Origin of the sequence: Streptomyces sp. R11, from assembly GCF_041051905.1 — a bacterium.
Taxonomy (GTDB): domain Bacteria; phylum Actinomycetota; class Actinomycetes; order Streptomycetales; family Streptomycetaceae; genus Streptomyces.
Genome location: NZ_CP163432.1, coordinates 2,302,892 through 2,328,768, shown reverse-complemented (window position 1 = coordinate 2,328,768; position 25,877 = coordinate 2,302,892). Strand labels below are relative to the sequence as shown.

Here is a 25,877-nt window from a genome sequence, read left to right as displayed (position 1 = left end):
CTGTGCGAGATCAGCCACGAATGAGCGTTCTACGGGAAAAGTGCAGGTTAGCGCAGCCTTTCCTTGCTGGCGGCGGGGAATGCTGGAGCGTAGATTTGTGGTTGTCGAAGAATGGAACGTGTCTAAAGACAGCCTTGCCTGAGCTTTCTGGGGGACCCCTCATGGCCATCATCGAGACCGAAGCCGCCCTGCATGAGGCGCACCGTGACAACCACACGCACCGGGATGTGAACGGCGGCTGGCTGCGCCCCGCCGTCTTCGGTGCGATGGACGGTCTGGTCTCCAACCTCGCCCTGATGACCGGCGTCGCGGGCGGGGCGGTCAGTCATCAGACCATCGTGCTGAGCGGGCTCGCCGGTCTTTCCGCCGGCGCCTTCTCCATGGCCGCCGGCGAGTACACCTCCGTCGCCTCCCAGCGCGAGCTGGTCGAGGCCGAGCTGGACGTCGAGCGGCGGGAGCTGAGAAAGCACCCCGAGGACGAAGAGGCCGAGCTCGCTGCTCTCTATGAATCGCGGGGTGTCGAGCCGGGGCTCGCGCGGGCCGTCGCCGAGCAGCTCTCCCGCGATCCCGAGGTGGCTCTGGAGATACATGCCCGTGAAGAGCTCGGCATCGACCCCGGTGATCTGCCGTCGCCGCTGGTCGCGGCCGTGTCGTCGTTCGGGTCGTTCGCGCTGGGCGCCCTGCTGCCCGTACTGCCGTATCTGCTCGGTGCGACCGCGCTGTGGCCGGCCGTGCTGCTGGCGTTGGCCGGGCTGTTCCTGTGCGGTGCGGTCGTGGCCAAGGTGACCGCGCGGAGCTGGTGGTTCAGCGGATTGCGGCAGCTCGCGCTCGGCGGTGCCGCGGCCGGTGTGACGTACGCCCTGGGCAGCCTGTTCGGAACGGCCGTAGGATAGCTCGGCTCGGACTTATGCGTTGGGCCGCATAAGTAGCCGTTACTCGCTGGTTTCGAATGCTTAACCACCGGGCATGAGCCGTAAGCGCTGCGGGCAATGAGGCCTGTGACGCACTCGCGGGGTGGGCGACGACGCCCGCTTCCGCCCCCCTGGATCGACGGACATGGACCTGTCCCGTTCGGTCCCCACATACTTCGAGCCATGTGCGCGGAACCCCCGCCGTCAGCCCGTGGCGTCCGCATGTTGGAACGGATTATCCCGCTTCCCGAGAACCGCTCCATCATGTAACCTGCACGAAATTTTGCACTCACGCAGAGGGCCAACGTCGTCCCTCGGCAATTTGCATATGCCAGATGACGACGACGGGAGAGCCGATGCGTACGCCGCGCCAGCCGTCCCAGCACTCCACGAATGGCCAGAACTGGTCGTTCATGGATGCTCGCCCTGCTGCGCAGGGTATGTACGACCCCCGCAACGAGCACGACGCCTGTGGCGTCGGCTTCGTGGCCACCCTCACCGGCGAGGCGAGCCACACGCTGGTCGAGCAGGCGCTCACCGTTCTGCGCAATCTCGAACACCGCGGCGCCACGGGCTCCGAGCCCGACTCGGGCGACGGCGCGGGCATCCTCTCCCAGGTGCCGGACGCCTTCCTGCGTGAGGTGACCGCATTCGAACTGCCCCAGGCCGGTGCTTATGCTGTCGGTATCGCCTTCCTGCCGGAGGACGGGACCCAGGACGCCGTCTCGCAGATCGAGACGATCGCGTCCGAGGAGGGCCTGAACGTCCTCGGCTGGCGTGAGGTTCCCGTCGCGCCCGAACTGCTGGGCGCCACCGCCCGTTCGACGATGCCCGCCTTCCGGCAGGTGTTCGTCGCGGACGGCTCCTCGGAGGGCATCGACCTCGACCGCAAGGCCTTTGTGCTGCGCAAGCGCGCCGAGCGCGAGGCCGGTGTCTACTTCCCGTCGCTGTCGGCCCGCACGATCGTCTACAAGGGCATGCTGACCACCGGCCAGCTGGAGCCCTTCTTCCCGGACCTGTCCGACCGCCGCTTCGCCTCGGCCGTCGCCCTCGTCCACTCGCGCTTCTCCACGAACACCTTCCCGTCGTGGCCGCTCGCTCACCCCTACCGCTTCGTCGCGCACAACGGTGAGATCAACACCGTCAAGGGCAACCGCAACTGGATGCGTGCCCGCGAGTCGCAGCTCGTCTCCGACCTGTTCGGATCCGACGACAAGGCTCTTGAGCGCATTTTCCCGGTGTGTACGCCGGACGCCTCCGACTCGGCGTCCTTCGACGAGGTGCTGGAGCTGCTCCACCTCGGTGGCCGCTCGCTGCCGCACTCCGTGCTGATGATGATCCCGGAGGCGTGGGAGAACCACGACTCCATGGACCCGGCCCGGCGCGCCTTCTACCAGTTCCACGCCACGATGATGGAGCCCTGGGACGGCCCGGCCTGTGTCACCTTCACCGACGGCACCCAGGTCGGCGCCGTGCTCGACCGCAACGGTCTGCGCCCCGGCCGCTACTGGGTCACCGACGACGGCCTCGTCGTCCTCGGCTCCGAGGTCGGCGTCCTCGACATCGACCCCGCCAAGGTCGTCCGCAAGGGCCGCCTGCAGCCCGGCCGGATGTTCCTCGTGGACACCGCCGAGCACCGCATCATCGAGGACGACGAGATCAAGGCCCAGCTCGCGGCGGAGAAGCCGTACGCCGAGTGGCTGGAGGCCGGCGAGATCGAGCTGTCCGACCTGCCCGAGCGCGAGCACATCGTGCACACGCACGCGTCGGTCACCCGCCGCCAGCAGACCTTCGGTTACACCGAGGAGGAGCTGCGCGTCATCCTCGCGCCGATGGCCAAGGCCGGCGCCGAGCCGATCGGCTCGATGGGCACCGACTCGCCGATCGCCGCGCTGAGCGACCGGCCGCGACTGCTCTTCGACTACTTCACCCAGCTGTTCGCGCAGGTCACCAACCCGCCGCTGGACGCCATCCGCGAGGAGCTCGTGACCTCGCTGTTCTCGTCCCTCGGCCCGCAGGGCAACCTGCTGGAGCCGACGGCCGCGTCCTGCCGGAGCGTCACCCTGCCGTTCCCGGTGATCGACAACGACGAGCTGGCCAAGCTCATCCACATCAACGCCGACGGCGACATGCCCGGCTTCAAGGCCGCGACCCTGTCCGGCCTGTACCGGGTGCACGGCGGCGGCGACGCGCTGGCCGCGCGCATAGAGGAGATCTGCACCGAGGCCGACGCCGCCATCGAGAACGGCGCCCGCCTGATCGTCCTGTCGGACCGCCACTCCGACGCCGAGCACGCGCCGATCCCGTCGCTGCTGCTCACCGCGGCCGTCCACCACCACCTCATCCGCACCAAGCAGCGCACCCACGTGGGCCTGCTGGTCGAGGCCGGCGACGTCCGCGAGGTCCACCACGTCGCCCTGCTCATCGGCTTCGGCGCCGCGGCCGTGAACCCGTACCTGGCGATGGAGTCGGTCGAGGACCTCGTCCGCGCCGGTACCTTCCTGCCGGGCATGGAGGCCGAGAAGGCCATCCGCAACCTGATCTACGCCCTCGGCAAGGGCGTCCTGAAGGTCATGTCCAAGATGGGCATCTCCACCGTCGCCTCCTACCGCGGCGCGCAGGTGTTCGAGGCCGTCGGCCTCGACACCGCCTTCGTCGAGAAGTACTTCAACGGCACGGCCACCAAGATCGGCGGCGTCGGCCTCGACGTCATCGCCAAGGAGGTCGCCGCCCGCCACTCCAAGGCCTACCCCGCCTCGGGCATCGCCCCGGCGCACCGCGCGCTGGAGATAGGCGGCGAGTACCAGTGGCGTCGCGAGGGCGAGCCGCACCTGTTCGACCCGGAGACGGTCTTCCGCCTCCAGCACTCCACGCGCACCGGTCGCTACGACATCTTCAAGAAGTACACCGAGCGCGTGAACGAGCAGTCCGAGCGCCTGATGACGCTCCGCGGGCTCTTCGGCTTCACGTCCGACCGGCAGCCGATCTCCATCGACGAGGTCGAGCCGGCTTCCGAGATCGTCAAGCGCTTCTCCACCGGCGCCATGTCGTACGGCTCCATCTCCAAGGAGGCGCACGAGACCCTCGCCATCGCCATGAACCAGCTGGGCGGCAAGTCCAACACCGGTGAGGGCGGCGAGGACCCGGACCGTCTGTACGACCCGGCGCGCCGGTCGAGCATCAAGCAGGTCGCGTCCGGCCGCTTCGGCGTGACCTCCGAGTACCTGGTCAACGCCGACGACATCCAGATCAAGATGGCCCAGGGCGCCAAGCCCGGCGAGGGCGGCCAGCTGCCCGGCCACAAGGTCTACCCGTGGGTCGCGAAGACGCGTCACTCGACGCCGGGCGTGGGCCTGATCTCCCCGCCGCCGCACCACGACATCTACTCCATCGAGGACCTGGCTCAGCTGATCCACGACCTCAAGAACGCCAACCCGCAGGCCCGCATCCACGTGAAGCTGGTCTCCGAGGTCGGCGTCGGCACGGTCGCCGCGGGTGTCTCCAAGGCGCACGCGGACGTGGTCCTGATCTCCGGTCACGACGGTGGTACGGGTGCCTCCCCGCTCACCTCGCTGAAGCACGCCGGTGGCCCCTGGGAGCTCGGTCTCGCCGAGACCCAGCAGACCCTGCTGCTCAACGGCCTGCGCGACCGCATCGTCGTGCAGACCGACGGTCAGCTCAAGACCGGCCGCGACGTCGTCATCGCCGCGCTGCTCGGCGCCGAGGAGTTCGGTTTCGCGACCGCGCCGCTCGTCGTCTCCGGCTGCATCATGATGCGCGTCTGCCACCTGGACACCTGCCCGGTCGGCATCGCCACCCAGAACCCGACCCTGAGGGACCGGTTCTCCGGCAAGGCCGAGTACGTCGTGAACTTCTTCCAGTACATCGCCGAAGAGGTCCGCGAGATCCTCGCCGAGCTGGGCTTCCGCTCCATCGAGGAGGCCGTCGGCCACGCCGAGGCCCTCGACGTGACCCGCGCGGTCGACCACTGGAAGGCGCAGGGCCTGGACCTGGCCCCGCTGTTCCACGTGCCCGAGCTGCCCGAGGGCGCGGTGCGCCACGCGCTGGTCGAGCAGGACCACGGCCTGGAGAAGGCGCTCGACAACGAGCTCATCAAGCTCGCCGCCGACGCGCTGGCCGCGGACTCCGCGACCGACGCCCAGCCGGTGCGCGCCCAGGTCAAGGTCCGCAACATCAACCGCACGGTCGGCACCATGCTCGGCCACGAGGTGACGAAGAAGTTCGGTGGCGCGGGCCTGCCCGACGACACCATCGACATCACCTTCACGGGTTCGGCGGGCCAGTCCTTCGGTGCCTTCCTGCCGCGCGGTGTCACGCTGCGCCTGGAGGGCGACGCCAACGACTACGTCGGCAAGGGCCTCTCCGGCGGCCGGGTGATCGTCCGTCCCGACCGGGGCGCCGACCACCTCGCCGAGTACTCGACGATCGCGGGCAACACCATCGCGTACGGCGCGACCGGCGGTGAGCTGTTCCTTCGCGGTCGTACGGGCGAGCGGTTCTGTGTCCGCAACTCCGGCGCGACGGTCGTCTCCGAGGGCGTGGGCGACCACGGCTGCGAGTACATGACCGGTGGCCACGCGGTGGTCCTCGGCGAGACGGGTCGTAACTTCGCGGCCGGCATGTCCGGCGGCATCGCGTACGTCATCGACCTCGACCGGGACAACGTCAACGTCGGCAACGTGAGCGCCGTCGAGGCCCTCGACGACACCGACAAGCAGTGGCTGCACGACGTGGTCCGCCGCCACCAGGAGGAGACCGGCTCCACGGTCGCCGAGAAGCTCCTGGCCGAGTGGGAGACCGCCGTCGAGCGCTTCAGCAAGATCATCCCCAGCACGTACAAGGCAGTGCTCGCCGCCAAGGACGCCGCCGAGCGAGCCGGTCTCTCCGAGACCGAGATCACCGAGAAGATGATGGAGGCGGCGATCAATGGCTGACCCGAAGGGCTTCCTCAACCACGGGCGCGAGGTCGCCAAGTCCCGCCCCGTCGACGTACGCCTCAAGGACTGGAACGAGGTCTACGTCCCCGGCTCCCTGCTGCCGATCATCAGCAAGCAGGCCAGCCGCTGCATGGACTGCGGCATCCCGTTCTGCCACAACGGCTGTCCGCTGGGGAACCTGATCCCCGAGTGGAACGACTACGCCTACCGCGAGGACTGGGCGGCCGCGAGCGAGCGGCTGCACGCGACCAACAACTTCCCGGAGTTCACCGGTCGCCTCTGCCCCGCCCCCTGCGAGTCGGCGTGCGTGCTCGGCATCAACCAGCCGGCCGTCACCATCAAGAACGTCGAGGTCTCGATCATCGACAAGGCGTGGGACAGCGGTGACGTCGAGCCGCAGATCCCGGAGCGCCTGTCGGGCAAGACGGTCGCCGTCATCGGCTCCGGCCCGGCGGGCCTCGCCGCCGCCCAGCAGCTGACCCGGGCCGGCCACACCGTGGCCGTGTACGAGCGCGCGGACCGCATCGGCGGCCTCCTGCGCTACGGCATCCCCGAGTTCAAGATGGAGAAGCGGCACATCAACCGCCGTATCGAGCAGATGCGCGCGGAGGGCACCCGCTTCCGTACCGGCATCGAGATCGGCCGCGACCTCAAGGCGACCGACCTCAAGAAGCGGTACGACGCTGTCGTCATCGCCGCCGGCTCCACGACCGCCCGTGACCTGCCGGTCCCCGGCCGCGAGCTCAAGGGCGTCTACCAGGCCATGGAGTACCTGCCGTTGGCGAACAAGGTCCAGGAGGGCGACTACGTCACCTCCCCGATCTCCGCCGAGGGCAAGCACGTCGTGGTCATCGGCGGTGGCGACACCGGCGCCGACTGCGTGGGCACCGCCCACCGCCAGGGCGCGGCCTCCGTCACGCAGCTGGAGATCATGCCCCGCCCGGGCGAGGACCGCGCGCCGCACCAGCCGTGGCCGACCTTCCCGATGCTGTACAAGGTCACGTCCGCGCACGAGGAGGGCGGCGAGCGGGTCTACTCCGTCTCCACCACCCACTTCGAGGGCGACGAGGACGGCAACGTCCAGTGGCTGCACCTCACCGAGGTCGAGTTCGTCGACGGCAAGCTGAGCCAGAAGCCGGGCACGGAGCGCAAGATCCCCGCCCAGCTGGTCACGCTGGCCATGGGCTTCACCGGCCCCGACCGTGACAACGGCCTGATGGACCAGTTCGGCCTGGACCTCGACGAGCGCGGCAACATCGCCCGCGACGCCGACTTCCAGACCAACGTGCCGGGCGTGTTCGTCGCCGGTGACGCCGGCCGCGGCCAGTCGCTCATCGTGTGGGCCATCGCGGAGGGCCGCTCGGCCGCCCGCGGCTGCGACCGCTTCCTGACCGGCGCCAGCGAGCTGCCCGCGCCGATCCGTCCGACGGACCGCGCGCTGATGGTCTGACGGCACCACAAGTGACCTGACGGTCGCTCATACACGTCCCGTACAAAGGCGTACGGAACACAGACGGCGCCTGCCCACAGTCCCCGACCGGACTGGGCAGGCGCCGCCGCCTTGCGCCTGAGGCGCCGCTCTCAGCCCGTCAGCTCCGACACCTTCGCGACCACGAGCACCGCCAGCAGCACCAGCACGCCCACGCAGGCGGCCGTCTGGATGAGGGCCTGGCGCGGGCCGCGCGGGGCGTACGCGTAGGCGAGAGTCACCGCCGCTCCCGTCAGCAGTCCGCCGAGGTGGCCCTGCCAGGAGGTGAGGCCGGCGGAGAGCAGCAGCCACAGGAGCAGGAAAGCCATGAAGCGGTTGACGGTCTGCATGTCGGCGCCGATCCGGCGGGCGAGGACGTAGTACGCGGCGCCGAGCCCGAAGATCGCGCCCGACGCGCCGACCGACTCCACGTTCACGTCCGCGAGCAGCAGCTGGAGCACCGACCCGCCCAGCGTCGCCAGCAGGTACAGCGCGAGGTAGCGGACCCGCCCCAGCATCGGCTCCACGACCCGGCCGAGCTGCCACAGCGAGAGCATGTTCATCACGATGTGCAGCAGCCCGAAGGTGCCCTCGGTCGGCGGCAGGTGGAGGAAGCCGCTGGTCAGCAGCCGCTCCCACTGCCCGGCGACCAGGCCTTCGGCGTGGAAGTCCGAGGGGTGACCGGAGACGTAGATGTAGTAGCCGCCGTCCGGCCCGACCAGCCGGGCGCTGAGCATCGAGAACCGGTCCAGGATCTCCGGGCGCACCACCTCGGCCAGATAGGCGAGGACGTTGAGCCCGATGAGTACGGAGGTCACGAGCGGGGTCGCGGAGATCCGCCCGCCGACCAGCGTCCGGGCCTGCCGCACCGACCGCGAGCCCTCCTTCACGCACTCCACGCACTGATGGCCGACGGCCGCCTCGCGCATGCAGTCCGGGCAGATGTACCGGTCGCAGCGGGTGCAGCGGACGTGGGACTCCACCTTCGGGTGGCGATAGCAGGTGGTGACTGCGGGCTTGTCGGCGTCGGGCCCGACGGCCTCGGACTTGGTGGCGTCGGGCCTGACGGCCTCGGACTCTGCGGACTCGGGCTCCACAGCCGGCTCCTCGGAGAACTGGACGGACGATGAGCCGGTGGGGACGGCGGCGATCAAAATAGCGAACACCTGTGGACGGAGGGACAGGTGGGGCCGGTGATGCCGTAATCTCGGCAGCCGTACGGACGCACTTGGGGGAGAACGTATGGCGGCGATCAGTCTCAGCAAGGTCGAGGAGACCGCGCCCGCGCTGGTCAGCCTGTACAAGAGCGCCGGTGTGTCGCTGCACAAGCACGGGCTGGACGGGGTGCGGGCCGCGGTCTATCTGGTGGTCGACTACTCCGGTTCGATGAAGCCGTACTACAAGGACGGCAGCGTGCAGGCGCTCGCCGACCGGGTGCTCGGGCTGTCGGCGCACTTCGACGACGACGGGACCGTGCCGGTGGTCTTCTTCTCGACCGACGTCGACGCCGAGACCGAGATCGCGCTGGCCGACCACCAGGGGCGGATCGAGCGGATCGTGGCCGGGCTCGGGCACATGGGCAAGACCAGCTATCACCTGGCGATGGACGCCGTCATCGACCACTACCTGGACAGCGGGTCACGGGAACCGGCCCTGGTCGTGTTCCAGACCGACGGCGGGCCCATCAACAAGCTCGCCGCGGAACGGTACCTGTGCAAGGCGGCCCCGCTCCCGCTGTTCTGGCAGTTCATCGGCTTCGGGGACCCGGCGAGCCGGCAGTTCGACTTTCTGCGCAAGCTCGACGAGCTGGCGGTGCCGGGCAAAAGAGTGATCGACAACGCCGGGTTCTTCCACGCCGGTTCGGATCCGCGGCGGATGTCCGACGCCGAGCTGTACGACCGCCTGGTCGCGGAGTTCCCGAAGTGGCTCGTGGCGGCCCGGGCGCAGGGGATCGTACGCCCCGCCTGACCCGTCGGCGGCCTGTTCGCCCCGTTGGCGCGGCCCGTGAGGCCATGTCACCCTGTGGGTGATCCGACGGGGAGGCGACGACCTATGCACGGCGCACGATCGGGGAACGAGGGCACAGCGCCGCGGCGGCCCGCACCGCCCGGCAAGGGCGAGAAGGTCGCCGACTGGGCGGACGGGCGGCTCGGGCTGTACGCGCTGGCCAAGGCCAACATGCGCAAGGTCTTCCCGGACCACTGGTCCTTCATGCTGGGCGAGGTCTGCCTCTACAGCTTCCTCATCCTGATCCTCACGGGCGTCTACCTCACCCTGTTCTTCGACCCGAGCACCAGCGAGGTCGTCTACAACGGCTCCTACGAGCCCCTCAACGGGGTCCTGATGACCCGGGCGTACGAGTCCACGCTCGACATCAGTTTCGACGTGCGCGGCGGGCTGCTGATCCGGCAGATCCACCACTGGGCGGCGCTTGTCTTCGTCACCGGCATGCTGGTGCACATGATGCGGGTGTTCTTCACCGGCGCCTTCCGCAAGCCGCGCGAGCTGAACTGGGTGTTCGGCTGGACCCTGCTGATGCTCGGCATCATCACCGGCCTGACCGGCTACTCCCTCCCCGACGACCTGCTGTCCGGCACCGGCCTGCGGTTCGCGCACGGCGCGATCCTGTCGATCCCGATCGTGGGCACGTACGTGGCGTTCTTCCTCTTCGGCGGGGAGTTCCCCGGCGAGGACTTCATCGCTCGCCTCTACCCGATCCACATCCTGCTGCTGCCCGGCATCATGCTCGGCCTGGTGGTGGCCCATCTGATCCTGGTCTTCTACCACAAGCACACGCAGTACCCAGGCCCCGGCCGCAACCAGAAGTCGGTCGTCGGCATGCCCTTCCTGCCGGTGTACATGGCCAAGGCGGGCGGCTTCTTCTTCCTCGTCTTCGGCGTGCTGACGATCATGGGCGGCATCGCCAGCATCAACCCGGTGTGGGCCTTCGGGCCCTACCGCCCCGACCTGGTGACCACGGGCGCCCAACCCGACTGGTATCTAGGCTTCTCCGAGGGCCTGATCCGGGTGATGCCGGGATGGGAGCTCAACGCCTGGGGCCACACCCTGGAACTGGGCGTCTTCATCCCCTTCTCGCTCTTCCCGCTGATCCTGCTCGCGCTCGGTGTGTATCCCTTCATCGAGGCGTGGATCACCGGCGACAAACGTGAGCACCACATCCTCGACCGGCCGCGCAACATGCCCGTGCGCACCGGCCTCGGCGCGGCCTGGCTGAGCCTGTACGCGGTCCTGCTGATCGGCGGCGGCAACGACATCGTGGCCACCCATCTGCATCTGTCGATCAACGCCATCACGTGGTTCGTGCGGATCTCCGTCTTCGTCGTGCCGGTTCTCACCTTCTACGTGACCAAGCGGATCTGTCTCGGGCTGCAGCGCCGGGACCGGGCCAACGTGCTGCACGGCAGGGAGACGGGCACCATCAAGCGGCTCCCGCACGGTGCGTACGTCGAGGTCCACGAGCCTTTGTCGCAGGAGCAGCTGTTCACCCTCACCCAGCACGAGCAGGAGCCGCCGTACGAGATCGGCCCGCTCGTCGACGCAGGCGGCGTCCGGCGCCGGGTCAGCCCGGCCCAGCGGGTACGGGCCCGGCTGGCGCGGGCGATGTTCGGGCCGACGACGCGGATCACCAAGCCGACGGTGGAGGAGTACCGCGAGGTCACCAGCGGCGATCACCACTGAGCACCTCGGCCCTGCACAGGTCCGGGCTGCCCCAGGCGGTGCGCAACGCGCGGGCCTTGGTCAGCCACAGCGACAGGTCGTACTCCGCCGTGTAGCCGATCGCGCCGTGCAACTGCAGCGCGGTCCGGGCGGCGGCGTACGCGGCTTCGCACGCGGTGACCTTCGCGGCGGCGATGTCGGCGGGCGCCATGGTGAGCGCGGCGCCGAAGAGCAGCGGCCGGGCGAACTCCAGGCCGATCCTCGCGTCGGCCAGCCGGTGCTTCACCGCCTGGAACGAGCCTATCGGGGCACCGAACTGGGTGCGCTGCTTGACGTAGCCGACGGTTCTGTCGAGCAGCGCGAGACCGACGCCGAGGGCTTGGGCGGCGGTGGTGAGACGGGCGTGGGCGAGGGCCTGTGCGGTGGGCGGATCCGGACTGAGGAGTTCGCCGCCGGGTTCGAGGGGGGTGACGCGGCGGGCCGGGTCCAGGGAGGGGCGTACGGGGCCATGGCCGGGGGAGAGGTACAGGCCGTCGGGGGTGAGAGCGAGGCGGGTCGTGGCCACGTCGCCGTCCAGGGCATACGGCGCCGGCCACGCCAGCGTCGCCATGGCCTCCCCCGCCGCCAGCGACGGCAGGAGCCGCTTGGCGGGGCCGGAGTCGGGCAGCTCGGCGAGCAGCGCCGCCGTCGTGACCGTCTCCACCAGCGGGCCGGGCACGGCATGCCGACCCAACTCCAAGAAGGCGAGGGCGAGTTCGACGGGCCGTGCGCCCAGCCCCTCGTACCCCTCCGGTACGGCGAGCGCGAAGACCCCCGCCTCCGCGATACGGGACCACAGCGCGCGGCCACTCGCATGCTCGCCCCGGCTCCAGTCCCGTACGACCGACGGCGTGTCGGCTGCCGTGAGCATCGAGTCCAGCGAGCGGGCGAAGGCCCGCTGCTCGGGGTCGAGGAGAAACCTCATCAGCGGGGTCCCTTCGGGGGTGGCGGTGACGATGGTGGTGTCCCTGTCGGCGTCACACGGCCCTCCCGATGTCGGTGGCGTTCGCCTCGGCGTCGGCGGAGCTCCGTCGCATCACCGCAGTCCCTTCGTCGGGGTGGCGTTCCTGCCGGGGGGAATGCGGCGCCCCCGGTGTCTGCGGCGTCCCGTCCTCCCGTGCCCGCAGCGCTTTCCTTGGTGTCGGCAGGCCTCCCGCATCAGCACCGTCCCTTTGTCGCGGTGGTGTCCCGCTCGGCGGGAATGGTGCGCGCCCGGATGTCTGCGGCGCCCGGCGTCCCGGCTGCCCGCGGCAGCCCCCTCGGCATCGGCGGAGCCTCCCGTATCGGCGGAGCCTCCCGCATGGGCGGAGCCTCCCGCATCAGCGCCGTCCCTTGGGCAAGCCCAGCAACCGCTCGGCGATGATGTCCCGCTGGATTTCGTTCGTGCCGGCGTAGATGGGCCCGGCGAGGGAGAAGACGTAGCGCTCGGACCAGTCGGTGTCGGTCAGTTCGCCCTCGGGGCCCAGGAGGTCGAGGGCCGTTTCGTGCAGGGCGATGTCGTACTCCGACCAGAAGACCTTGTTCAGGCTGGACTCCGGGCCGATGGACTCGCCGTCCAGGAAGCGGGAGGCCGCGGCGAGGGTGAAGAGCTGGTAGGCGCGGGCGCCGATCAGGGCGTCGGCCACCCCCTTCCTCGCACTCTCGGGGCTGCCCCGGTCCTGCCAGAGGGCGTGGAGGCGGTCGGCGCTCGCCAGGAAACGGCCGGGGGAGCGCAGCATCAGACCGCGTTCGTTTCCCGCCGTCGACATCGCGATGCGCCAGCCCTGGCCCGGCTCGCCGATCACATCCTCGTCCGGCACGAACACCTCGTCCAGGAACAGTTCCGCGAAGGCCGGCTTGCCGTCGAGGCGGGCGATGGGGCGGACCGTGACGCCGGGGGCGCGCAGGTCGAACATCAGGTAGGTCAGCCCCTGGTGGGGCTTCGGCGCGTCCGGATCGGTGCGGAACAGGCCGAACGCGCGGTCGGCGAAGGCCGCGCGTGAGGACCACGTCTTCTGGCCGGTCAGCAGCCAGCCGCCCGCCGCGCGCACGGCCCTCGACTTCAGGGACGCCAGGTCCGAGCCCGCCTCCGGCTCCGACCAGGCCTGCGCCCAGATCACCTCGCCGGTGGCCATGGGAGGCAGGACCCGGGCGCGTTGCTCCGCGGTGCCGTGGTCGAAGAGGGTCGGGGCGAGGAGGCTGACGCCGTTCTGGTTGACGCGGCCCGGTGCGCCCGCCGCGTAGTACTCCTCCTCGAACAGCAGCCACCGTACGAGTGAGGCGTCCCGGCCGCCGTACGCCGTCGGCCAGTTCACCACCGACCAGCGGTCCGCGGCGAGTTCGGCCTCCCACGCGCGGTGTGCCGCGAAGCCCTCCTCGGTCTCCAGGGAGGGGAGCGGATCGGGCGGCACCTGCGCGCGCAGCCAGGCACGGGCCTCGGCGCGGAACGCCTCGTCCGCGCTCGAGTGGGTCAGATCCACCGTCGCCCTCCCTCCCCGTAGTCCTACGGCTCTTCCCTAACAAGTGTTTGGTAGGTTAGCGTGCTGCCATGACAAACGTCGAGGCGCCGACGTACGTTCCCGGGCACGGACTGCTCCGCGGACGCACGGCCGTCGTCACCGCGGCTGCCGGTGCCGGCATCGGCGGGGCGACCGCGCGCCGCTTCCTCGAAGAGGGCGCCCGCGTGCTGATCAGCGACGCGCACGCGCGGCGGCTGAAGGAGTACGAGGCGGAGCTGGCGCGGGAGTTCGAGGGCGCGGTGGCGTCGGCGGTGTGCGATGTCACCGACGAGACGCAGGTCCAGGGGCTGTTCGAGACCGCCGTGGCCGAACACGGCCGGCTCGACGTGGTCGTCAACAACGCGGGCCTCGGCGGGACTTCGCCGCTCGTCGACATGACCGACGAGCAGTGGTCGAAGGTCCTCGACGTGACGTTGAACGGCACGTTCAGATGCACCCGGGCCGCCCTGCGCCGGATGCGGGACGCCGGCGGCGTGATAGTCAACAACGCCTCCGTCGTCGGCTGGCGCGCCCAGGCCGGGCAGGCGCACTACGCGGCCGCGAAGGCCGGCGTGATGGCGCTGACCCGGTGCGCCGCGATCGAGGCGGCCGAGTACGGGGTGCGGGTCAACGCGGTGGCGCCGAGCCTCGCCATGCACCCGCACCTGGCGAAGGTGACCACGCCCGAGCTGCTGGAGGAACTGACCGCGCGCGAGGCCTTCGGCCGGTACGCCGAGCCCTGGGAGGTGGCCAACGTGATCGTCTTCCTGGCCTCGGAGTACTCCTCGTACATGACGGGCGAGATCGTCTCCGTCAGCAGCCAGCACGCCTAGGACGACAATGGACCCGTGCCGACCAAGAAGAAGCCCCAGGTGACCGCCACCGGAAAGCCCGCGGCCGCCGCCGCCCAGGCGCGCCGCCGCGAACTCCTCGACACCGCCGCCGAGGTCTTCGCCGAGCAGGGCTACAACGCCACCACCGTACGCAAGATCGCCGACCACGCGGGCATGCTCGCGGGCAGCCTCTACTACCACTTCGACTCCAAGGAGTCGATGCTCGAAGAGATCCTGCGCTCCTTCCTCGACGAGCTGTGGAGCGGCTACGACGCCGTCCTTGAGGCCGAGGCCGGCCCGCGCGAGACGCTGGAGGCGCTGGTCACCGAGTCGTTCCGGGAGATCGACCGGCACCGCGCCGCCGTCGCGATCTACCAGAAGGAGAACCGGCAGCTGGTGGCGCAGGAGCGGTTCGCGTTCCTCGCCGATTCGCAGCGCAAGTTCGAGAAAGCGTGGCTGTCCACGCTGGAGCGCGGGGTCGCCGCCGGGGTGTTCCGGTCCGACCTCGACGTCCGGCTCACCTACCGGTTCGTGCGGGACACGGTGTGGGTCGCCGCGTCCTGGTACCGGCCCGGCGGACAGCACACCCCGGAGGAGATCGCCCGGCAGTACCTGTCGATGGTGCTGGACGGGATCGCCGTACGCACATAACCCACTGTTCCCATTGGGGAGTTGCCATGGCCGAGGCCTACATAGTCGAAGCGGTCCGTACGCCCGTGGGGCGGCGCAAAGGAGGGCTCAGCGCGGTCCATCCGGCCGACCTGGGCGCGCATGTGCTCAAGGAACTGGTGGCGCGCGCGGGCATGGACCCGGTGGCCGTCGAGGACGTCGTCTTCGGCTGCCTGGACGCCGTCGGGCCGCAGGCCGGGGACATCGCGCGGACCTGCTGGCTGGCGGCGGGGCTGCCCGAGGAGGTGCCGGGGGTGACCGTGGACCGGCAGTGCGGGTCCTCGCAGCAGGCCGTGCACTTCGCGGCGCAGGGCGTGCTGTCCGGCACCCAGGACCTGGTGGTCGCGGGCGGCGTGCAGAACATGTCGATGATCCCCATCGCCTTCGCCACCCGGCAGGCCGCCGAGCCGCTCGGCCTCACGGCGGGCCCCTTCGCGGGCAGCGAGGGCTGGCGGGCGCGGTACGGCGAGAAGCCGGTCAACCAGTTCGCCGGCGCCGAGATGATCGCCGCCAAGTGGGGGATCAGCAGGCAGGACCAGGAGGAGTTCGCGCTGCGCTCGCACCGGCGGGCACTGCGGGCGATCGACGAAGGGCGCTTCGAGCGGGAGGTCGTGCCCTACCGGGACGTCGCCGTCGACGAGGGGCCGCGCCGGGACACCTCCCTGGAGAAGATGGCCGGGCTGAAGCCCGTCATCGACGGCGGCACGGTCACGGCCGCCTGTTCCTCGCAGGTCTCCGACGGTGCGGCGGCGATGCTGCTGGCCTCGGCGCGGGCCGTGCGCGAGCACGGGCTCAGGCCCCGGGCCCGGGTGCACCACCTCTCGGTGCGCGGCGAGGACCCCATCCGCATGCTCACCGCACCCATCCCCGCCACCGCCCACGCCCTGAAGAAGACCGGTCTGTCGATCGACGACATCGACCTCGTGGAGATCAACGAGGCCTTCGCGCCGGTCGTCCTGGCCTGGCTGAAGGAGACCGGCGCCGACCCCGACAAGGTCAACGTCAACGGCGGCGCCATCGCCCTCGGCCACCCGCTGGGCGCGACCGGCGTGAAGCTGATGACGACCCTCCTGCACGAACTGGAGCGCACGGGCGGCCGGTTCGGGCTTCAGACGATGTGCGAGGGCGGGGGACAGGCCAACGTGACGATCATCGAGCGGCTGTGACGTCAGCGGCCGAGTGAGAAGCCCAGCACCACGCCCGCGGACACCTCCACCATCCCCGGCGCGAGGTCGCCCGCGGAGTTGCCGCCACCGCCGCCGTGCCCGCGGTACTGGCGGAACTCGTACGACTCGGAGTCCACGTCCTGGATGTGCACCACCGTGCCGAGGGGCACGCCGGCGGCCTCCGTGTAGACCTCGGCCTTGCGCCGGGCGGCCGCCACCGCCCGGCGGCGCGCCGCGTCCCGCAGCGCGGGCTTGTCGTGGACGTCGAACTCGACGCCGTCGATGCTTCGGGCGCCGGCCTCCACCGCGTCCACGATGAGCTGCTGGAGGTCGTCCAGCGCCTCGGTCTCGACGACGTACTGGGCCTGGCAGAGGTAGCCGAGGAACTTCCGCGTGCCGTTGGCATGGCCGTACTCCGAACTGAGCCTGAGCCGGGAACCGGAGACCGAGGCATCCGGTATCCCGTGCCGGCGCACCACCTCGCGCAGCCTTGCCACAGCCGAGCCGGCCTCGTGGAACGCCCGGTCGGGGGCGGGCTCCAGCACCTCCACCCCCAGCTTCACCCGCACCAGCTGCGGCTCCGCCCGCACACTGCCCGCGCCAAACACACTGAGCCCCCAGGGCTCCTTGATCGTCTCCGTCATGCGGGCATTGAAGCACCGCCCACGGACAGTCCGCTCAGCGTTTGCGCGGCCTGGGCCATGATCCGCTCCACCAGTTCCGCGCACGACGGCAGGTCGTCGATGACTCCGGCGACCTGCCCGGACGCCATCACTCCCAGATCCGTACGGCCGTCCACCATGGCCGACTTGAGCAGCATCGGGGTGTTGGCGGCGAGCAGGACCTGGCTCCACGTGAGGTCCTTGCCGTGCCGCAGGGAGAGGCCGTCGCGGACCAGTTGCCGCCAGGTCAGTCCGGACAGCCGCCGGAAGCCCGCCGCCCGCCGCAGCGCGTGGGCCAGCGCCCTCGTCCGTCCGGCGTTCTCCAACTCGGCCACCAGCTCCGTACGCAGCATCCGGTGGGGCAACCCGTCGACCGCCCGTGTGACCGTGACGTCCCGGACCGTCGCCGCCAGATACCGTGCCTTCACCGCGTCCGGCACCGTCGAGTCCGAGGTCAGCAGGAACCGGGTGCCCATGGCGATGCCCGCCGCTCCGTAGGCCAGCGCGGCGACCAGGCCCCGCCCGTCGTGGAAACCGCCCGCCGCCACCACCGGTATGCCCACGGCGTCGACCACCTGCGGCAGCAGCACCGTCGTCGCCACCTCGCCGGTGTGTCCGCCGCCCTCCCCGCCCTGCACGATCACCGCGTCCGCGCCCCACGCCGCGACCTTCTCGGCATGCCGCCGGGCGCCGATCGAGGGCACGACGACCACGCCCGCGTCCTTGAGTGCGGTGATCAGCTCACGCGACGGCGCGAGGGCGAACGACGCGACGCGCACCCCCTCCGCGATCATGACGCCGACCCGGTCGCCGGCGTCCGCGGCGTCCGCCCGCAGATTCACGCCGAACGGCGCGTCCGTACGGGACTTGACCTCGCGTATCGCCTCGCGCAGCCGGTCGACGGTCATCGTCGCGGAGGCCAGGATGCCCAGCGCACCCGCGTTCGCCGTCGCCGAGACCAGCCGGGGGCCCGCCACCCAGCCCATCCCGGTCTGCACGATCGGGTGGCGGACTCCGACGAGCCGGGTCAGCGGTGTCTCCATCACTCACCGACCTCCCTGGCACGGGTGTTCTCCGGGTCGATCACCTCGCGGATGAGCCGCAGCTCCTCGGTGGTGGGCTCGCGGGTCGTCGGTACGTCGTCGGGGACTGCCAGGTCGAAACCGGTGGCCTCCCTGACCTGCTCCGGCGTGACTCCCGGATGCAGCGAGGCCGGCCGCATCGAGTGGTCCGGCGTGGCGAAGTCGAAGACGCCGAGGTCGGAGACGACACGGGGGATGCGGTGGTACCGGGCGTCACCCGCGTGGTCATAGCCCACTCCGCAGACCATGTCGACCTTCTCGACGAACACCCGCCGGGAGTGCCTGGGGATCCAGTAACTGGTCGGATTGTTGAGGGTGTTGACCGGTGCGCCCCGCACCCCCAGCAACTGCCGTTTGGGTTGCTCCCAGTCGCCGATGCACGAGATGTTCTGGTTGCCGAAGCGGTCGATCTGGCTCGCGCCCATCATCACGTGCCGCCGGCCACCGCTGACCAGCGCCAGGTGCTGCCGGTACGGCAGCCAGCCCTCGGTCGTGCCGTCCGGGCGGACGAGCATCGCCTCCCCGTCGGTCAGCAGCAGGTCCGGCGCGAAGGTCAGCCGGGCCAGCCGGGCCCCCACGGACGGGATGAGACCCATCGGACTCGCCAGGATCTCACCGGCGTCGCGCCAGGCCTCGGCGCAGGCGATCACGCAGTACTCGGCGCGGGTGGCCCGGCCCACGGCCCGACTCGTGGCCCCACGTGGACTCATGTCCCCTCCTTGACCGCCGCCTGGTACGCCTGCTCGTCCCCGTCCAGGAAGCGTGCCGCGAACTCCGGCCAGGGGGTGGTCGCGTACGTCTTCTGGAAGGCCTCGTCCCGGCCGTAGTCGGGGCCGCAGGACGTGAAGTGTGCGCCGTTCGGGGCCTCGACCACGCCCGTCACCCTGTGCCGCTTGATCAGCAGCGACTGCGGTGGAGCCTCCTTCGTCAGCTCGGCCGTGTCGACGACCCGTTCGCAGGAGACGTACGCCTCGTCCGCCGCCGCGCAGAACAGGTCGTCGAAGTACGGGTCGGGGCCCAGATACTGACCGTTGCCCTGCCGGTCGGCGCGGTTCACATGGACCAGGGCCGCGTCCAGGCGCAGGGCGGGCATGGCGACGAACGTCTCCCCGTCGTCGTACGGCGAGGTCACCGTCCGCAGACCGGGGTTGACCCGCATCACGTCCGAACCGATCCCGGCCCGCACCGGCAGGAACGGCAGCCGGTTCGCCGCCGCGTGCAGCCCCCACATGAACATGGCCTCGTCGATCTCCGTCAGCTCGAAGGCGCCGCGCTCGCGTGCCGCCCGGTAGTGCGGTTCGAGGGGGATCGAGTCGAGGGTGACGAACGCCGCGACCAGCTTGCGCACCCGCCCGGCCGCGGCCAGCATGCCCACGTCCGGACCGCCGTACGAGACGACGGTGAGGTCGGTGATGTCGGTCCGGAGCAGGGCCCTGACCAGGGCCATCGGTTTGCGGCGCGAGCCCCAGCCGCCGATTCCGAGAGTCATGCCGCTGCGCAGCCTGGAGGCGACCTCGTCGGCGGTCATCGTCTTGTCACTCACCTACGCACCCTTCTCTCCGAAGGTGTCACGGACCCGGTCGGCCACCCCGCTGAGGTTGGCCTCGAAGGTGAATCCCTGCTCGAAGCGGTAGCTGCGGTGCACGTCGACGGGGTCGATGCCGTTGATGGCGGCCTTGGCCAGGCGCAGCAGCTGCCCGTCCTTCGCGGCGATCTCGCCGGCCAACTCCAGGGCGGCGGCGTGCAGTTCCGCGCGAGGTACGACCCGCCAGACCGAGCCGTGCGCGTGCAGCTCGGCCGCGGTCGCCGTGCGCGAGGTGTAGTACAGCGCGCGCATGAGGTGCTGGGGGACCAGCCGGGCCAGATGCGTGGCCGCGCCCAGTGCTCCCCGGTCCAGCTCGGGCAGCCCGAAGGTGGCGTCCTCGCTCGCCACGATCGCGTCCGCGTTGCCCACCAGGCCGATGCCGCCGCCCAGGCAGAAGCCGTGCACCGCCGCCACGACGGGCACCTCGCAGTCGTACACGGCGCCGAAGGCCTGCGCGCAGGCGTGGTTGGCGCCGATCAGCGCACGGTGCCCGTCCCGCTGTATCTCCTTGATGTCCACGCCCGCGTTGAACCCGCGCCCCTCGGCCGTGAGCACGACACACCGGATCTCCGGGTCGCGGCCGGCCGCCCGCACGGCGTCGGCCAGGGCGAACCAGCCGTCCACCGGCAGGGCGTTCACCGGTGGGAAGTCGACCGTGACGACGGCGATCCCATTCTTCTCCGCCCCCTTTTCCGGAGACGAGGTGGAGACACTCATGGCCGCATCAGCTACCTTTCCACCAAACGTTTGTTAGGTGAAGGGTAGCCGGGAATGGGGCTGGACGGGAAGGTCGTGGTCGTCACCGGCGGCACGCGCGGTGTCGGCGCCGGGATCGCGAGGACGTTCATGGAGGCCGGCGCGGACGTCGTCGTCTGCGCGCGCAGACCACCCGAAGTCCCGCTTCCAGGAGCCGAGTTCAGGTCGCTCGACCTGCGCGACCCGGAAGCCGTCCGGGCCTTCTTCGCGGCCCTGCCCCGCCTCGACGTCCTGGTGAACAACGCGGGTGGCACGCCGTACCGGCGGTTGGCGGACGCGGATGCCGTCCGGCACGCGCGCGTGATCGAGTTGAACCTCGTCGCGCCGCTGACGGCGTCCTTGGCGGCGTACGAGCATCTGAAGCGGGTGCGGGGCTCGGTGGTGATGATCGGCAGTGTCAGCGGCGGCCGTCCGTCGCCCGGGTCGGCGGCCTACGGGGCGGCCAAGGCCGGGCTGGAGGGCCTGGCCCGCTCGATGGCGGTGGAGTGGGCGCCGGAGGTGCGGGTCAACACGCTGGTCGTCGGCATGGTCCGCACCGAGCAGTCCCACCTCCACTACGGCGGCGAGGACGGCATCGCCGGAGTCTCCCGCACCGTCCCGCTCGGCCGCCTCGCCGAACCGTCCGACATCGGCGCGGCCGCGGCCTTCCTCGCCTCCGACGCCGCCGCCTACATCAGCGGCGCGAGCCTGCTCGTGCACGGCGGGGGCGAGCGGCCCGTGTTCCTGGATGCCGCGACGGTCAACAAGGAGGCATGACATGAGCCGGATGTGTGAAGGGCGGGTCGTCGTCGTGACGGGTGGGGGGCGCGGGCTCGGGCGCGCGCATGCGCTCGCGTTCGCGGCCGAGGGGGCGAGGGTCGTCGTCAACGACCTCGGTGTCGGCCTCAACGGCACCCCAGTCGCCGACAGCCCCGCCCGGCATGTGGTCGACGAGATCCGCGCGGCGGGCGGTGACGCCGTTGCGCACGGAGGTGACGTGGCGACCAGTGCCGGGGCTGAGTCGCTGGTGGAGGCCGCGCTGGAGACGTACGGGCGGCTCGACACACTCGTCAACAACGCCGGGTTCCTGCGTGACCGGATGCTGGTCAACCTCGACGAGGACGACTGGGACGCCGTCGTACGGGTCCACCTCAAGGGCCACTTCCTGCCCCTGAAGCACGCGGCCGCGCACTGGCGGGCAGAGGCGAAGGCGGGCCGTGCCCCTGCCGCCCGGATCGTCAACACGAGCAGCGGGGCGGGGTTGTTGGGCTCGCTCGGGCAGGGCAACTACAGCGCCGCGAAGGCCGGAATCGTCGGGCTGACCCTGGTCGCGGCCGCCGAGTTCGCCCGCTACGGCGTCCAGGTCAACGCGATCGCCCCGGCGGCGCGCACCCGGATGACGGAGCGTGCCTTCGCCGAGACGATGACGGCCCCCGAGGCCGGCTTCGACGCCATGGCCCCGCAGAACGTCTCCCCGCTGGTGGTCTGGCTGGGTTCGGCCGCGAGTGACGGCGTGACGGGGAGGGTCTTCGAGGTGGAGGGCGGGCGGATCACCGTGATGGAGGGGTGGCGGGCGGGGCCGACGGCGGACAAGGGGGCGCGATGGACTCCGCAGGAGGCGGGGGAGGCGGCGGTGAAGCTGTTGGGGGAGGCGGGGGTGCCGGGGGCGGTGTACGGGGCGTGAGGTTGCAGCGGCCCCCGCCGCCCCTACCCGTCCCGTACCTGGGGGCTGCCGCCCCCAGACCCCCGCTTCGGCCCTGAAGGGGCCTCGTCCTCAAACGCCGGACGGGCTGAATTGCCTGGACTGGCGCTGGAGATTCAGCCCCTCCGGCGTTTGAGGAGCGGGGGCCCAGGGGGCAGCGCCCCCTGGCCGGGGTCGAAGGGGGGCACCCCTTCAAGGACGGGACGGGTAGAGGCGGCGGGGGGCGAAACCCTGAAACCTTACGTGTCGCACTCCAACACCCTCCGGCACAACGCACACCGCGCCCGAACCCTCCCTCGCACCGGCACCCGAATCCGCTGCTGACACGTAGGACACGGGAACGACACCCGCAGCGGCCCCCGCCCGTCCGGCGTGAACGCGTACGGCACCCCCGCCCCGGGCCCGGCCCCGTGATGGTCCTGGGCGTGACGGCGATCGCGGGCGTAGCGGCGGCGCCCCGCCCACCCGGCCGCCGTCAGCGGAGGCTGCTGCTCGTCGCGGCGGGCCTCGGCCATGCCCTTCACATACGCCGTGTACGCCTGCGGACTCGTGAACCACACCGACGGATCCTCGGCGAAGACCAGCGCCCGCTTGGCGAGCACGTACCCGAACTCCTCCGGCGTCAGATACCCCAGCTTCTGCGAGGACGCCGAGTCCTCCCGGTACGCGTCGAGAAGCAGCCAGCCCGCGCCCAGATACGTCGTCGCCGTGTCCGTGAGGATCTCGTTGTCGCGCGTACCGGGGAAGGACAGCCCGAGGCGATGCAGGTACACGTGCATCACCTCATGGGCCAGGGCCGCGCCGATGTCCCGGCGATGGGTGCGGAAGCGGTCGTTGAGCTCGATGAAGTACTCGGGCCCGGCGGTGAGTTCGACGCTCGCCGCATGGGTCATCTCCCGGAAGCTGACGATCACACGGGCGTCCGGCAGGCGGTAGTGCCGCACCAGTTCGCGGGCCACCCGCTGCGCACCCAGATACAGATCGTCCGTGTCGCAGAACGCCACATCGGCCGGCACCACACTGGTCCCGAACGTCTGGACGGTGTCGTGGGAAAGCCGCCTGTAGAGCGCGGTGATCGAGGCCCGCACCGTCTCCAGGTGCGGGAAGCCGTGCTGGACCGGTCCGCCGTTCGCCACGCCCGTACCCCCAAGACGCCTTGAACCCGATTCCACTCTACGGGGATGTGAGGGGATTTTCCCCGGTGGGGTTCCACGCTCGGAGCGTGAGATCCGTCCTTGCCAGGCATGCCACCTGATCTTCATACTGCGGGCCGCTCAACACGCCATGAAAGGACGTATGTTGACCCACAGCTCGCCGAAGAGAAGCGGCATAACCCTGGCGAAGAGGGCCGCGGCGGTGGGCGCCGTCGCGCTCGCGGTCGCCTCCCTCCAGCCTCTCAGCGCGCAGGCCGCCTCCACCCGCATCGTCGGTGGAACGCCCGCCGCGCAGAATGAGTTCCCGTTCATGGTCCATCTCTCGATGGGCTGCGGCGGGGCGCTCTACAAGAAGGACGTCGTCCTGACCGCGGCCCACTGCGTGCCGGGCTCCGGCAACAACACCAGCATCACCGTCACCGCGGGTGTCAACGACCTCGACTCCGCCTCCGCGATCAAGGTCAAGTCGACCAAGGTCAAGGTGGCCCCGGGCTACGAGGGCACCGGCAAGGACTGGGCGCTGATCAAGCTCGCCCGGCCCATCGACAAGCCGACGCTGAAGATCGCCACCACGGACCGCTACAACCGCGGCATGTTCACGATCGCCGGTTGGGGCGACACCAAGGAGGGAGCCAACACGGGCACGACCAAGCTCCGTAAGGCGACCGTTCCCTTCGTCGCCGACCGCGTGTGCAAGCGCCACTACGGAAACCGGCTGGTGTCGAAGGAGGAACTGTGCGCCGGCTATCAGCGCGGCGCCGTCGACACCTGCCAGGGCGACTCGGGCGGCCCCATGTTCCGCAAGGACGACGCGGGCAAGTGGATCCAGGTCGGCATCGTGAGCTGGGGCGACGGCTGTGCCCGGCCCGGTGTGCCCGGCATCTACACCGAGGTCAGCCACTTCGCGAAGGACATCGCCCGCGCGGCGGGCGCGCTGTAGGCAGCCGAGGCACCTGTGTGCGTCAGACGGCCCGGAGGACCGGGGCCCGCCCCTCGCCGGACCGGGCCGTCCCCTCGAGTTCCAGCAGCCACACGTCGTTGCCGCCCTCCCGCAGGACGGGCCCAGGGACGTACAGCGAGCACTGGGGGCCGGTGGACCAGTAACGGCCGAGGTTGAAGCCGTTGATCCACACGAACCCCCGGGTCCGGCCCGGCAGCTCCAGACGGGCGTCACCGGCGCCCCGCACCATGACGGTGCCCCGGTACAGCCCCGGGGCGCCGTCCCCGGGCAGCGCCCGTGACGGCACCGTACGGACCCTCTCGATCTCGTCCAGCGCCTCCAGCCGCAGCCCACGCGCGCGTACGTCGTGCAGATACTGCCGCTCGTGCAGGACACCCCCGGTGATTCCCTTGGGCTCGCCCAGCCGCGGCCCGTAGTTGACCCGCCCCAGGGACTCCACCCACAGCTCCACGCGCGCGTGCCCCGCGACAGGCTCCTTGAGGCAGGCGTCGTCCTCCGTGAGCACCCCGGCCCGCTCCCCGTCGACGTACACCACGGCGAGGTCCCGCAGCCCGCGCACCGTCAGCGGATACGGCTGCCGCGGCCCCGGCACCGTCACCTCGTACCGCACCAGGCCCCGCTCGACGCCCAGTTCCTCGAAGAGGGGCGGGACGGGGCCGGACGTCTCCGGGCCGCCCAGCGTCTCCAGTACGTCACTCAGGGGCGCCCAGTCGGTGAGCACCACCTCCGCCGGTGCATTCAACGGCGCGGGCGGGAGCGGGACTTCGGGCAGGGGGCCGTCGGCGTGGTCGGCGAGGACCTTCCGGAAGGCCCAGAACTTCTCCGTGGGGCGGCCGTACTCGTCGATCGGGGCGTCGTAGTCGTACGACGTCACATCGGGCTCCAGCGGCCCGTCGTGCAGCGCGCCGCCGCCCCGGTTGGCACCCGCCCAGCCGGCGAAGCTCGTGCCGCCGTGCGCCATGTACAGGTTCACCGACGCCCCGCACTCCAGGATCTCCCGCAGGGCGGCCGCCGCGTCCCCGGGATCCCGTACGACGTGCTCGCCGCCCCAGTGGTCGAACCAGCCGCACCAGAACTCCATGCACATCAGCGGACCGTCGGGGCGGTGCCGGCGCAGCGTCTCGAACGCCTCGCGCGCGTGGGAGCCGAAGTTCACCGTCGCCACGACCCCCGGGACCGAGCCGCCGGAGAGCATGTGGTCCTCGGGGCCGTCCGAGGTGAAGAGCGCAGCCGTGACGCCCTCGGCGCGCAGCAGGTCGGCCAGCCACCGCAAGTAGGCCGCGTCGGAACCGTAACTGCCGTACTCGTTCTCGACCTGCACCATGATCACCGGGCCGCCGCGGTCGAGCTGCCGGGGCACGATCTCGGGCAGGAGGTGCCTGAACCAGCTCGCCACGTGACCCAGGTAGCGCTCGTCACGGGTACGCGCGCGTGCGCCCACCTCGGCCGTCAGCCAGTACGGCAGCCCGCCGTTCTCCCACTCGGCGCAGATGTACGGCCCCGGCCGCACGATCGCCCACAGCCCCGCCTCCCGGGCCGCGTCCAGGAACCGGCCGAGCGCCTGCACGTCACGGCGTTGGCCCGGCTGCGGCTCGTGCAGGTTCCACGGCACGTACGTCTCCACGCAGTTGAGGCCCATCGCCCGCAGCATCGCCAGCCGGTGCCCCCACTGCGCCTCGTGCACCCGGAAGTAGTGCAGCGCGCCGGACAGCAGCCGCACCGGCCGCCCCTCCAGCAGGAAGTCTTCGTCCCCCACCGTGAACTCGCTCATGCGCCCACCCTCGCCTCTGGCGCAGG

Annotated in this window: 21 protein-coding genes; 11 read left to right on the top strand and 10 right to left on the bottom strand. The window is 70.7% G+C overall.

From position 1 onward, the window contains the following. Positions 1-161 precede the first annotated feature (161 nt). From AB5J55_RS10605 to AB5J55_RS10595, 3 genes are all read left to right on the top strand, one after another. The gene (locus AB5J55_RS10605; protein ID WP_369270412.1) at positions 162-893 is read left to right on the top strand and encodes a VIT1/CCC1 transporter family protein; all 732 of its coding nucleotides are present in this window, start codon (positions 162-164) and stop codon (positions 891-893) included. A gap of 374 nt (positions 894-1,267) precedes the next feature. Beyond that, positions 1,268-5,866 (top strand): glutamate synthase large subunit, encoded by a 4,599-nt coding sequence (gene gltB / locus AB5J55_RS10600; RefSeq protein ID WP_369276151.1) that lies wholly within the window; start codon positions 1,268-1,270, stop codon positions 5,864-5,866. Beyond that, positions 5,859-7,319, top strand: a complete 1,461-nt coding sequence (locus tag AB5J55_RS10595) for a glutamate synthase subunit beta (RefSeq protein WP_369270411.1) — start codon at positions 5,859-5,861, stop codon at positions 7,317-7,319. The genes gltB and AB5J55_RS10595 overlap by 8 nt, the downstream gene beginning before the upstream one ends. A 131-nt stretch (positions 7,320-7,450) precedes the next feature. On the opposite strand, the gene AB5J55_RS10590 is transcribed toward AB5J55_RS10595, so the two are convergent. Next, positions 7,451-8,434, bottom strand: coding sequence for a rhomboid family intramembrane serine protease (locus AB5J55_RS10590; protein WP_369270410.1), 984 nt, complete (start codon positions 8,432-8,434; stop codon positions 7,451-7,453). Between the two features lie 145 nt (positions 8,435-8,579). On the opposite strand from AB5J55_RS10590, the gene AB5J55_RS10585 reads away from it, so the two are divergent. Next, on the top strand, positions 8,580-9,305 hold the full coding sequence (locus AB5J55_RS10585) for a VWA domain-containing protein (protein ID WP_369270409.1): 726 nt from the start codon (positions 8,580-8,582) through the stop codon (positions 9,303-9,305). 84 nt (positions 9,306-9,389) lie between these two features. Next, positions 9,390-11,036 carry a cytochrome bc complex cytochrome b subunit gene (locus AB5J55_RS10580; protein WP_369270408.1) on the top strand — a complete coding sequence of 549 codons (1,647 nt, stop codon included), beginning with the start codon at positions 9,390-9,392 and terminating at the stop codon, positions 11,034-11,036. Here the strand turns inward: AB5J55_RS10580 and AB5J55_RS10575 are convergent. Both AB5J55_RS10575 and AB5J55_RS10570 read right to left on the bottom strand, forming a co-directional pair. Next, entirely contained in the window at positions 11,014-11,979 is a 966-nt protein-coding gene (locus AB5J55_RS10575) for an acyl-CoA dehydrogenase family protein (RefSeq protein ID WP_369270407.1), read from the bottom strand. The genes AB5J55_RS10580 and AB5J55_RS10575 overlap by 23 nt on opposite strands. A gap of 394 nt (positions 11,980-12,373) precedes the next feature. Beyond that, positions 12,374-13,513, bottom strand: a complete 1,140-nt coding sequence (locus tag AB5J55_RS10570) for an acyl-CoA dehydrogenase family protein (RefSeq protein ID WP_369270406.1) — start codon at positions 13,511-13,513, stop codon at positions 12,374-12,376. Between the two features lie 68 nt (positions 13,514-13,581). Between AB5J55_RS10570 and AB5J55_RS10565 the strand changes: the two genes are divergently transcribed. Genes AB5J55_RS10565 through AB5J55_RS10555 form a run of 3 tightly spaced genes read left to right on the top strand, consistent with a single transcriptional unit; the run spans position 13,582 to position 16,199 of the window. Further along, a complete protein-coding gene (locus AB5J55_RS10565) occupies positions 13,582-14,364 on the top strand; it encodes an SDR family oxidoreductase (RefSeq protein WP_362378300.1) in 783 nt (260 codons plus the stop codon). 15 nt (positions 14,365-14,379) lie between these two features. Then, complete coding sequence (locus tag AB5J55_RS10560) at positions 14,380-15,015, top strand: TetR/AcrR family transcriptional regulator (RefSeq protein ID WP_328882302.1); 636 nt, start codon at positions 14,380-14,382, stop codon at positions 15,013-15,015. A gap of 26 nt (positions 15,016-15,041) precedes the next feature. Beyond that, positions 15,042-16,199 (top strand): acetyl-CoA C-acetyltransferase, encoded by a 1,158-nt coding sequence (locus AB5J55_RS10555; protein ID WP_369270405.1) that lies wholly within the window; start codon positions 15,042-15,044, stop codon positions 16,197-16,199. Between the two features lie 2 nt (positions 16,200-16,201). Here AB5J55_RS10555 and AB5J55_RS10550 read toward each other — a convergent pair whose 3' ends face one another. From AB5J55_RS10550 to AB5J55_RS10530, 5 genes are read right to left on the bottom strand one after another with little or no spacing between them, the layout of a single operon-like run. Beyond that, complete coding sequence (locus AB5J55_RS10550; protein WP_369270404.1) at positions 16,202-16,843, bottom strand: SIMPL domain-containing protein; 642 nt, start codon at positions 16,841-16,843, stop codon at positions 16,202-16,204. Continuing rightward, on the bottom strand, positions 16,840-17,904 hold the full coding sequence (locus AB5J55_RS10545) for an NAD(P)H-dependent flavin oxidoreductase (protein WP_369270403.1): 1,065 nt from the start codon (positions 17,902-17,904) through the stop codon (positions 16,840-16,842). Before AB5J55_RS10545 ends, AB5J55_RS10550 begins: the two co-directional genes overlap by 4 nt. Further along, a complete protein-coding gene (locus AB5J55_RS10540; protein WP_369270402.1) occupies positions 17,904-18,653 on the bottom strand; it encodes a CoA-transferase subunit beta in 750 nt (249 codons plus the stop codon). The genes AB5J55_RS10545 and AB5J55_RS10540 overlap by 1 nt, the downstream gene beginning before the upstream one ends. Next, complete coding sequence (locus tag AB5J55_RS10535; protein ID WP_369270401.1) at positions 18,650-19,486, bottom strand: CoA transferase subunit A; 837 nt, start codon at positions 19,484-19,486, stop codon at positions 18,650-18,652. The genes AB5J55_RS10540 and AB5J55_RS10535 overlap by 4 nt, the downstream gene beginning before the upstream one ends. Beyond that, the gene (locus tag AB5J55_RS10530) at positions 19,487-20,245 is read right to left on the bottom strand and encodes an enoyl-CoA hydratase family protein (RefSeq protein ID WP_369270400.1); all 759 of its coding nucleotides are present in this window, start codon (positions 20,243-20,245) and stop codon (positions 19,487-19,489) included. It lies immediately after the preceding gene. Positions 20,246-20,299: 54 nt separating this feature from the next. Between AB5J55_RS10530 and AB5J55_RS10525 the strand changes: the two genes are divergently transcribed. Together AB5J55_RS10525 and AB5J55_RS10520 are read left to right on the top strand one after the other, a co-directional pair. Further along, the gene (locus AB5J55_RS10525; RefSeq protein WP_369270399.1) at positions 20,300-21,040 is read left to right on the top strand and encodes an SDR family oxidoreductase; all 741 of its coding nucleotides are present in this window, start codon (positions 20,300-20,302) and stop codon (positions 21,038-21,040) included. 1 nt (position 21,041) lies between these two features. Continuing rightward, positions 21,042-21,947 (top strand): SDR family oxidoreductase, encoded by a 906-nt coding sequence (locus tag AB5J55_RS10520; protein ID WP_369270398.1) that lies wholly within the window; start codon positions 21,042-21,044, stop codon positions 21,945-21,947. Between the two features lie 257 nt (positions 21,948-22,204). On the opposite strand, the gene AB5J55_RS10515 is transcribed toward AB5J55_RS10520, so the two are convergent. Beyond that, positions 22,205-23,101: a hypothetical protein gene (locus AB5J55_RS10515; RefSeq protein WP_369270397.1), complete on the bottom strand. Its 897-nt coding sequence runs from the start codon at positions 23,099-23,101 to the stop codon at positions 22,205-22,207. Positions 23,102-23,261: 160 nt separating this feature from the next. Between AB5J55_RS10515 and AB5J55_RS10510 the strand changes: the two genes are divergently transcribed. Beyond that, the gene (locus AB5J55_RS10510; RefSeq protein WP_369270396.1) at positions 23,262-24,059 is read left to right on the top strand and encodes a trypsin-like serine protease; all 798 of its coding nucleotides are present in this window, start codon (positions 23,262-23,264) and stop codon (positions 24,057-24,059) included. 22 nt (positions 24,060-24,081) lie between these two features. On the opposite strand, the gene AB5J55_RS10505 is transcribed toward AB5J55_RS10510, so the two are convergent. Further along, positions 24,082-25,851, bottom strand: coding sequence for a beta-galactosidase family protein (locus AB5J55_RS10505; protein ID WP_369270395.1), 1,770 nt, complete (start codon positions 25,849-25,851; stop codon positions 24,082-24,084). Positions 25,852-25,877: the final 26 nt, after the last annotated feature.

Bases quoted from the DNA above. Each gene is read 5' to 3' on its own strand.
- AB5J55_RS10605 (WP_369270412.1), top strand. From the start codon at position 162: ATGGCCATCATCGAGACCGAAGCCGCCCTGCATGAGGCGCACCGTGAC.
- AB5J55_RS10550 (WP_369270404.1), bottom strand. From the start codon at position 16,843: ATGACGGAGACGATCAAGGAGCCCTGGGGGCTCAGTGTGTTTGGCGCG.
- AB5J55_RS10555 (WP_369270405.1), top strand. From the start codon at position 15,042: ATGGCCGAGGCCTACATAGTCGAAGCGGTCCGTACGCCCGTGGGGCGG.
- AB5J55_RS10575 (WP_369270407.1), bottom strand. From the start codon at position 11,979: ATGAGGTTTCTCCTCGACCCCGAGCAGCGGGCCTTCGCCCGCTCGCTG.
- AB5J55_RS10595 (WP_369270411.1), top strand. From the start codon at position 5,859: ATGGCTGACCCGAAGGGCTTCCTCAACCACGGGCGCGAGGTCGCCAAG.
- gltB (WP_369276151.1), top strand. From the start codon at position 1,268: ATGCGTACGCCGCGCCAGCCGTCCCAGCACTCCACGAATGGCCAGAAC.
- AB5J55_RS10565 (WP_362378300.1), top strand. From the start codon at position 13,582: ATGACAAACGTCGAGGCGCCGACGTACGTTCCCGGGCACGGACTGCTC.
- AB5J55_RS10520 (WP_369270398.1), top strand. From the start codon at position 21,042: ATGAGCCGGATGTGTGAAGGGCGGGTCGTCGTCGTGACGGGTGGGGGG.
- AB5J55_RS10505 (WP_369270395.1), bottom strand. From the start codon at position 25,851: ATGAGCGAGTTCACGGTGGGGGACGAAGACTTCCTGCTGGAGGGGCGG.
- AB5J55_RS10585 (WP_369270409.1), top strand. From the start codon at position 8,580: ATGGCGGCGATCAGTCTCAGCAAGGTCGAGGAGACCGCGCCCGCGCTG.
- AB5J55_RS10510 (WP_369270396.1), top strand. From the start codon at position 23,262: ATGTTGACCCACAGCTCGCCGAAGAGAAGCGGCATAACCCTGGCGAAG.
- AB5J55_RS10540 (WP_369270402.1), bottom strand. From the start codon at position 18,653: ATGAGTCCACGTGGGGCCACGAGTCGGGCCGTGGGCCGGGCCACCCGC.
- AB5J55_RS10525 (WP_369270399.1), top strand. From the start codon at position 20,300: ATGGGGCTGGACGGGAAGGTCGTGGTCGTCACCGGCGGCACGCGCGGT.
- AB5J55_RS10580 (WP_369270408.1), top strand. From the start codon at position 9,390: ATGCACGGCGCACGATCGGGGAACGAGGGCACAGCGCCGCGGCGGCCC.
- AB5J55_RS10530 (WP_369270400.1), bottom strand. From the start codon at position 20,245: ATGAGTGTCTCCACCTCGTCTCCGGAAAAGGGGGCGGAGAAGAATGGG.
- AB5J55_RS10545 (WP_369270403.1), bottom strand. From the start codon at position 17,904: ATGGAGACACCGCTGACCCGGCTCGTCGGAGTCCGCCACCCGATCGTG.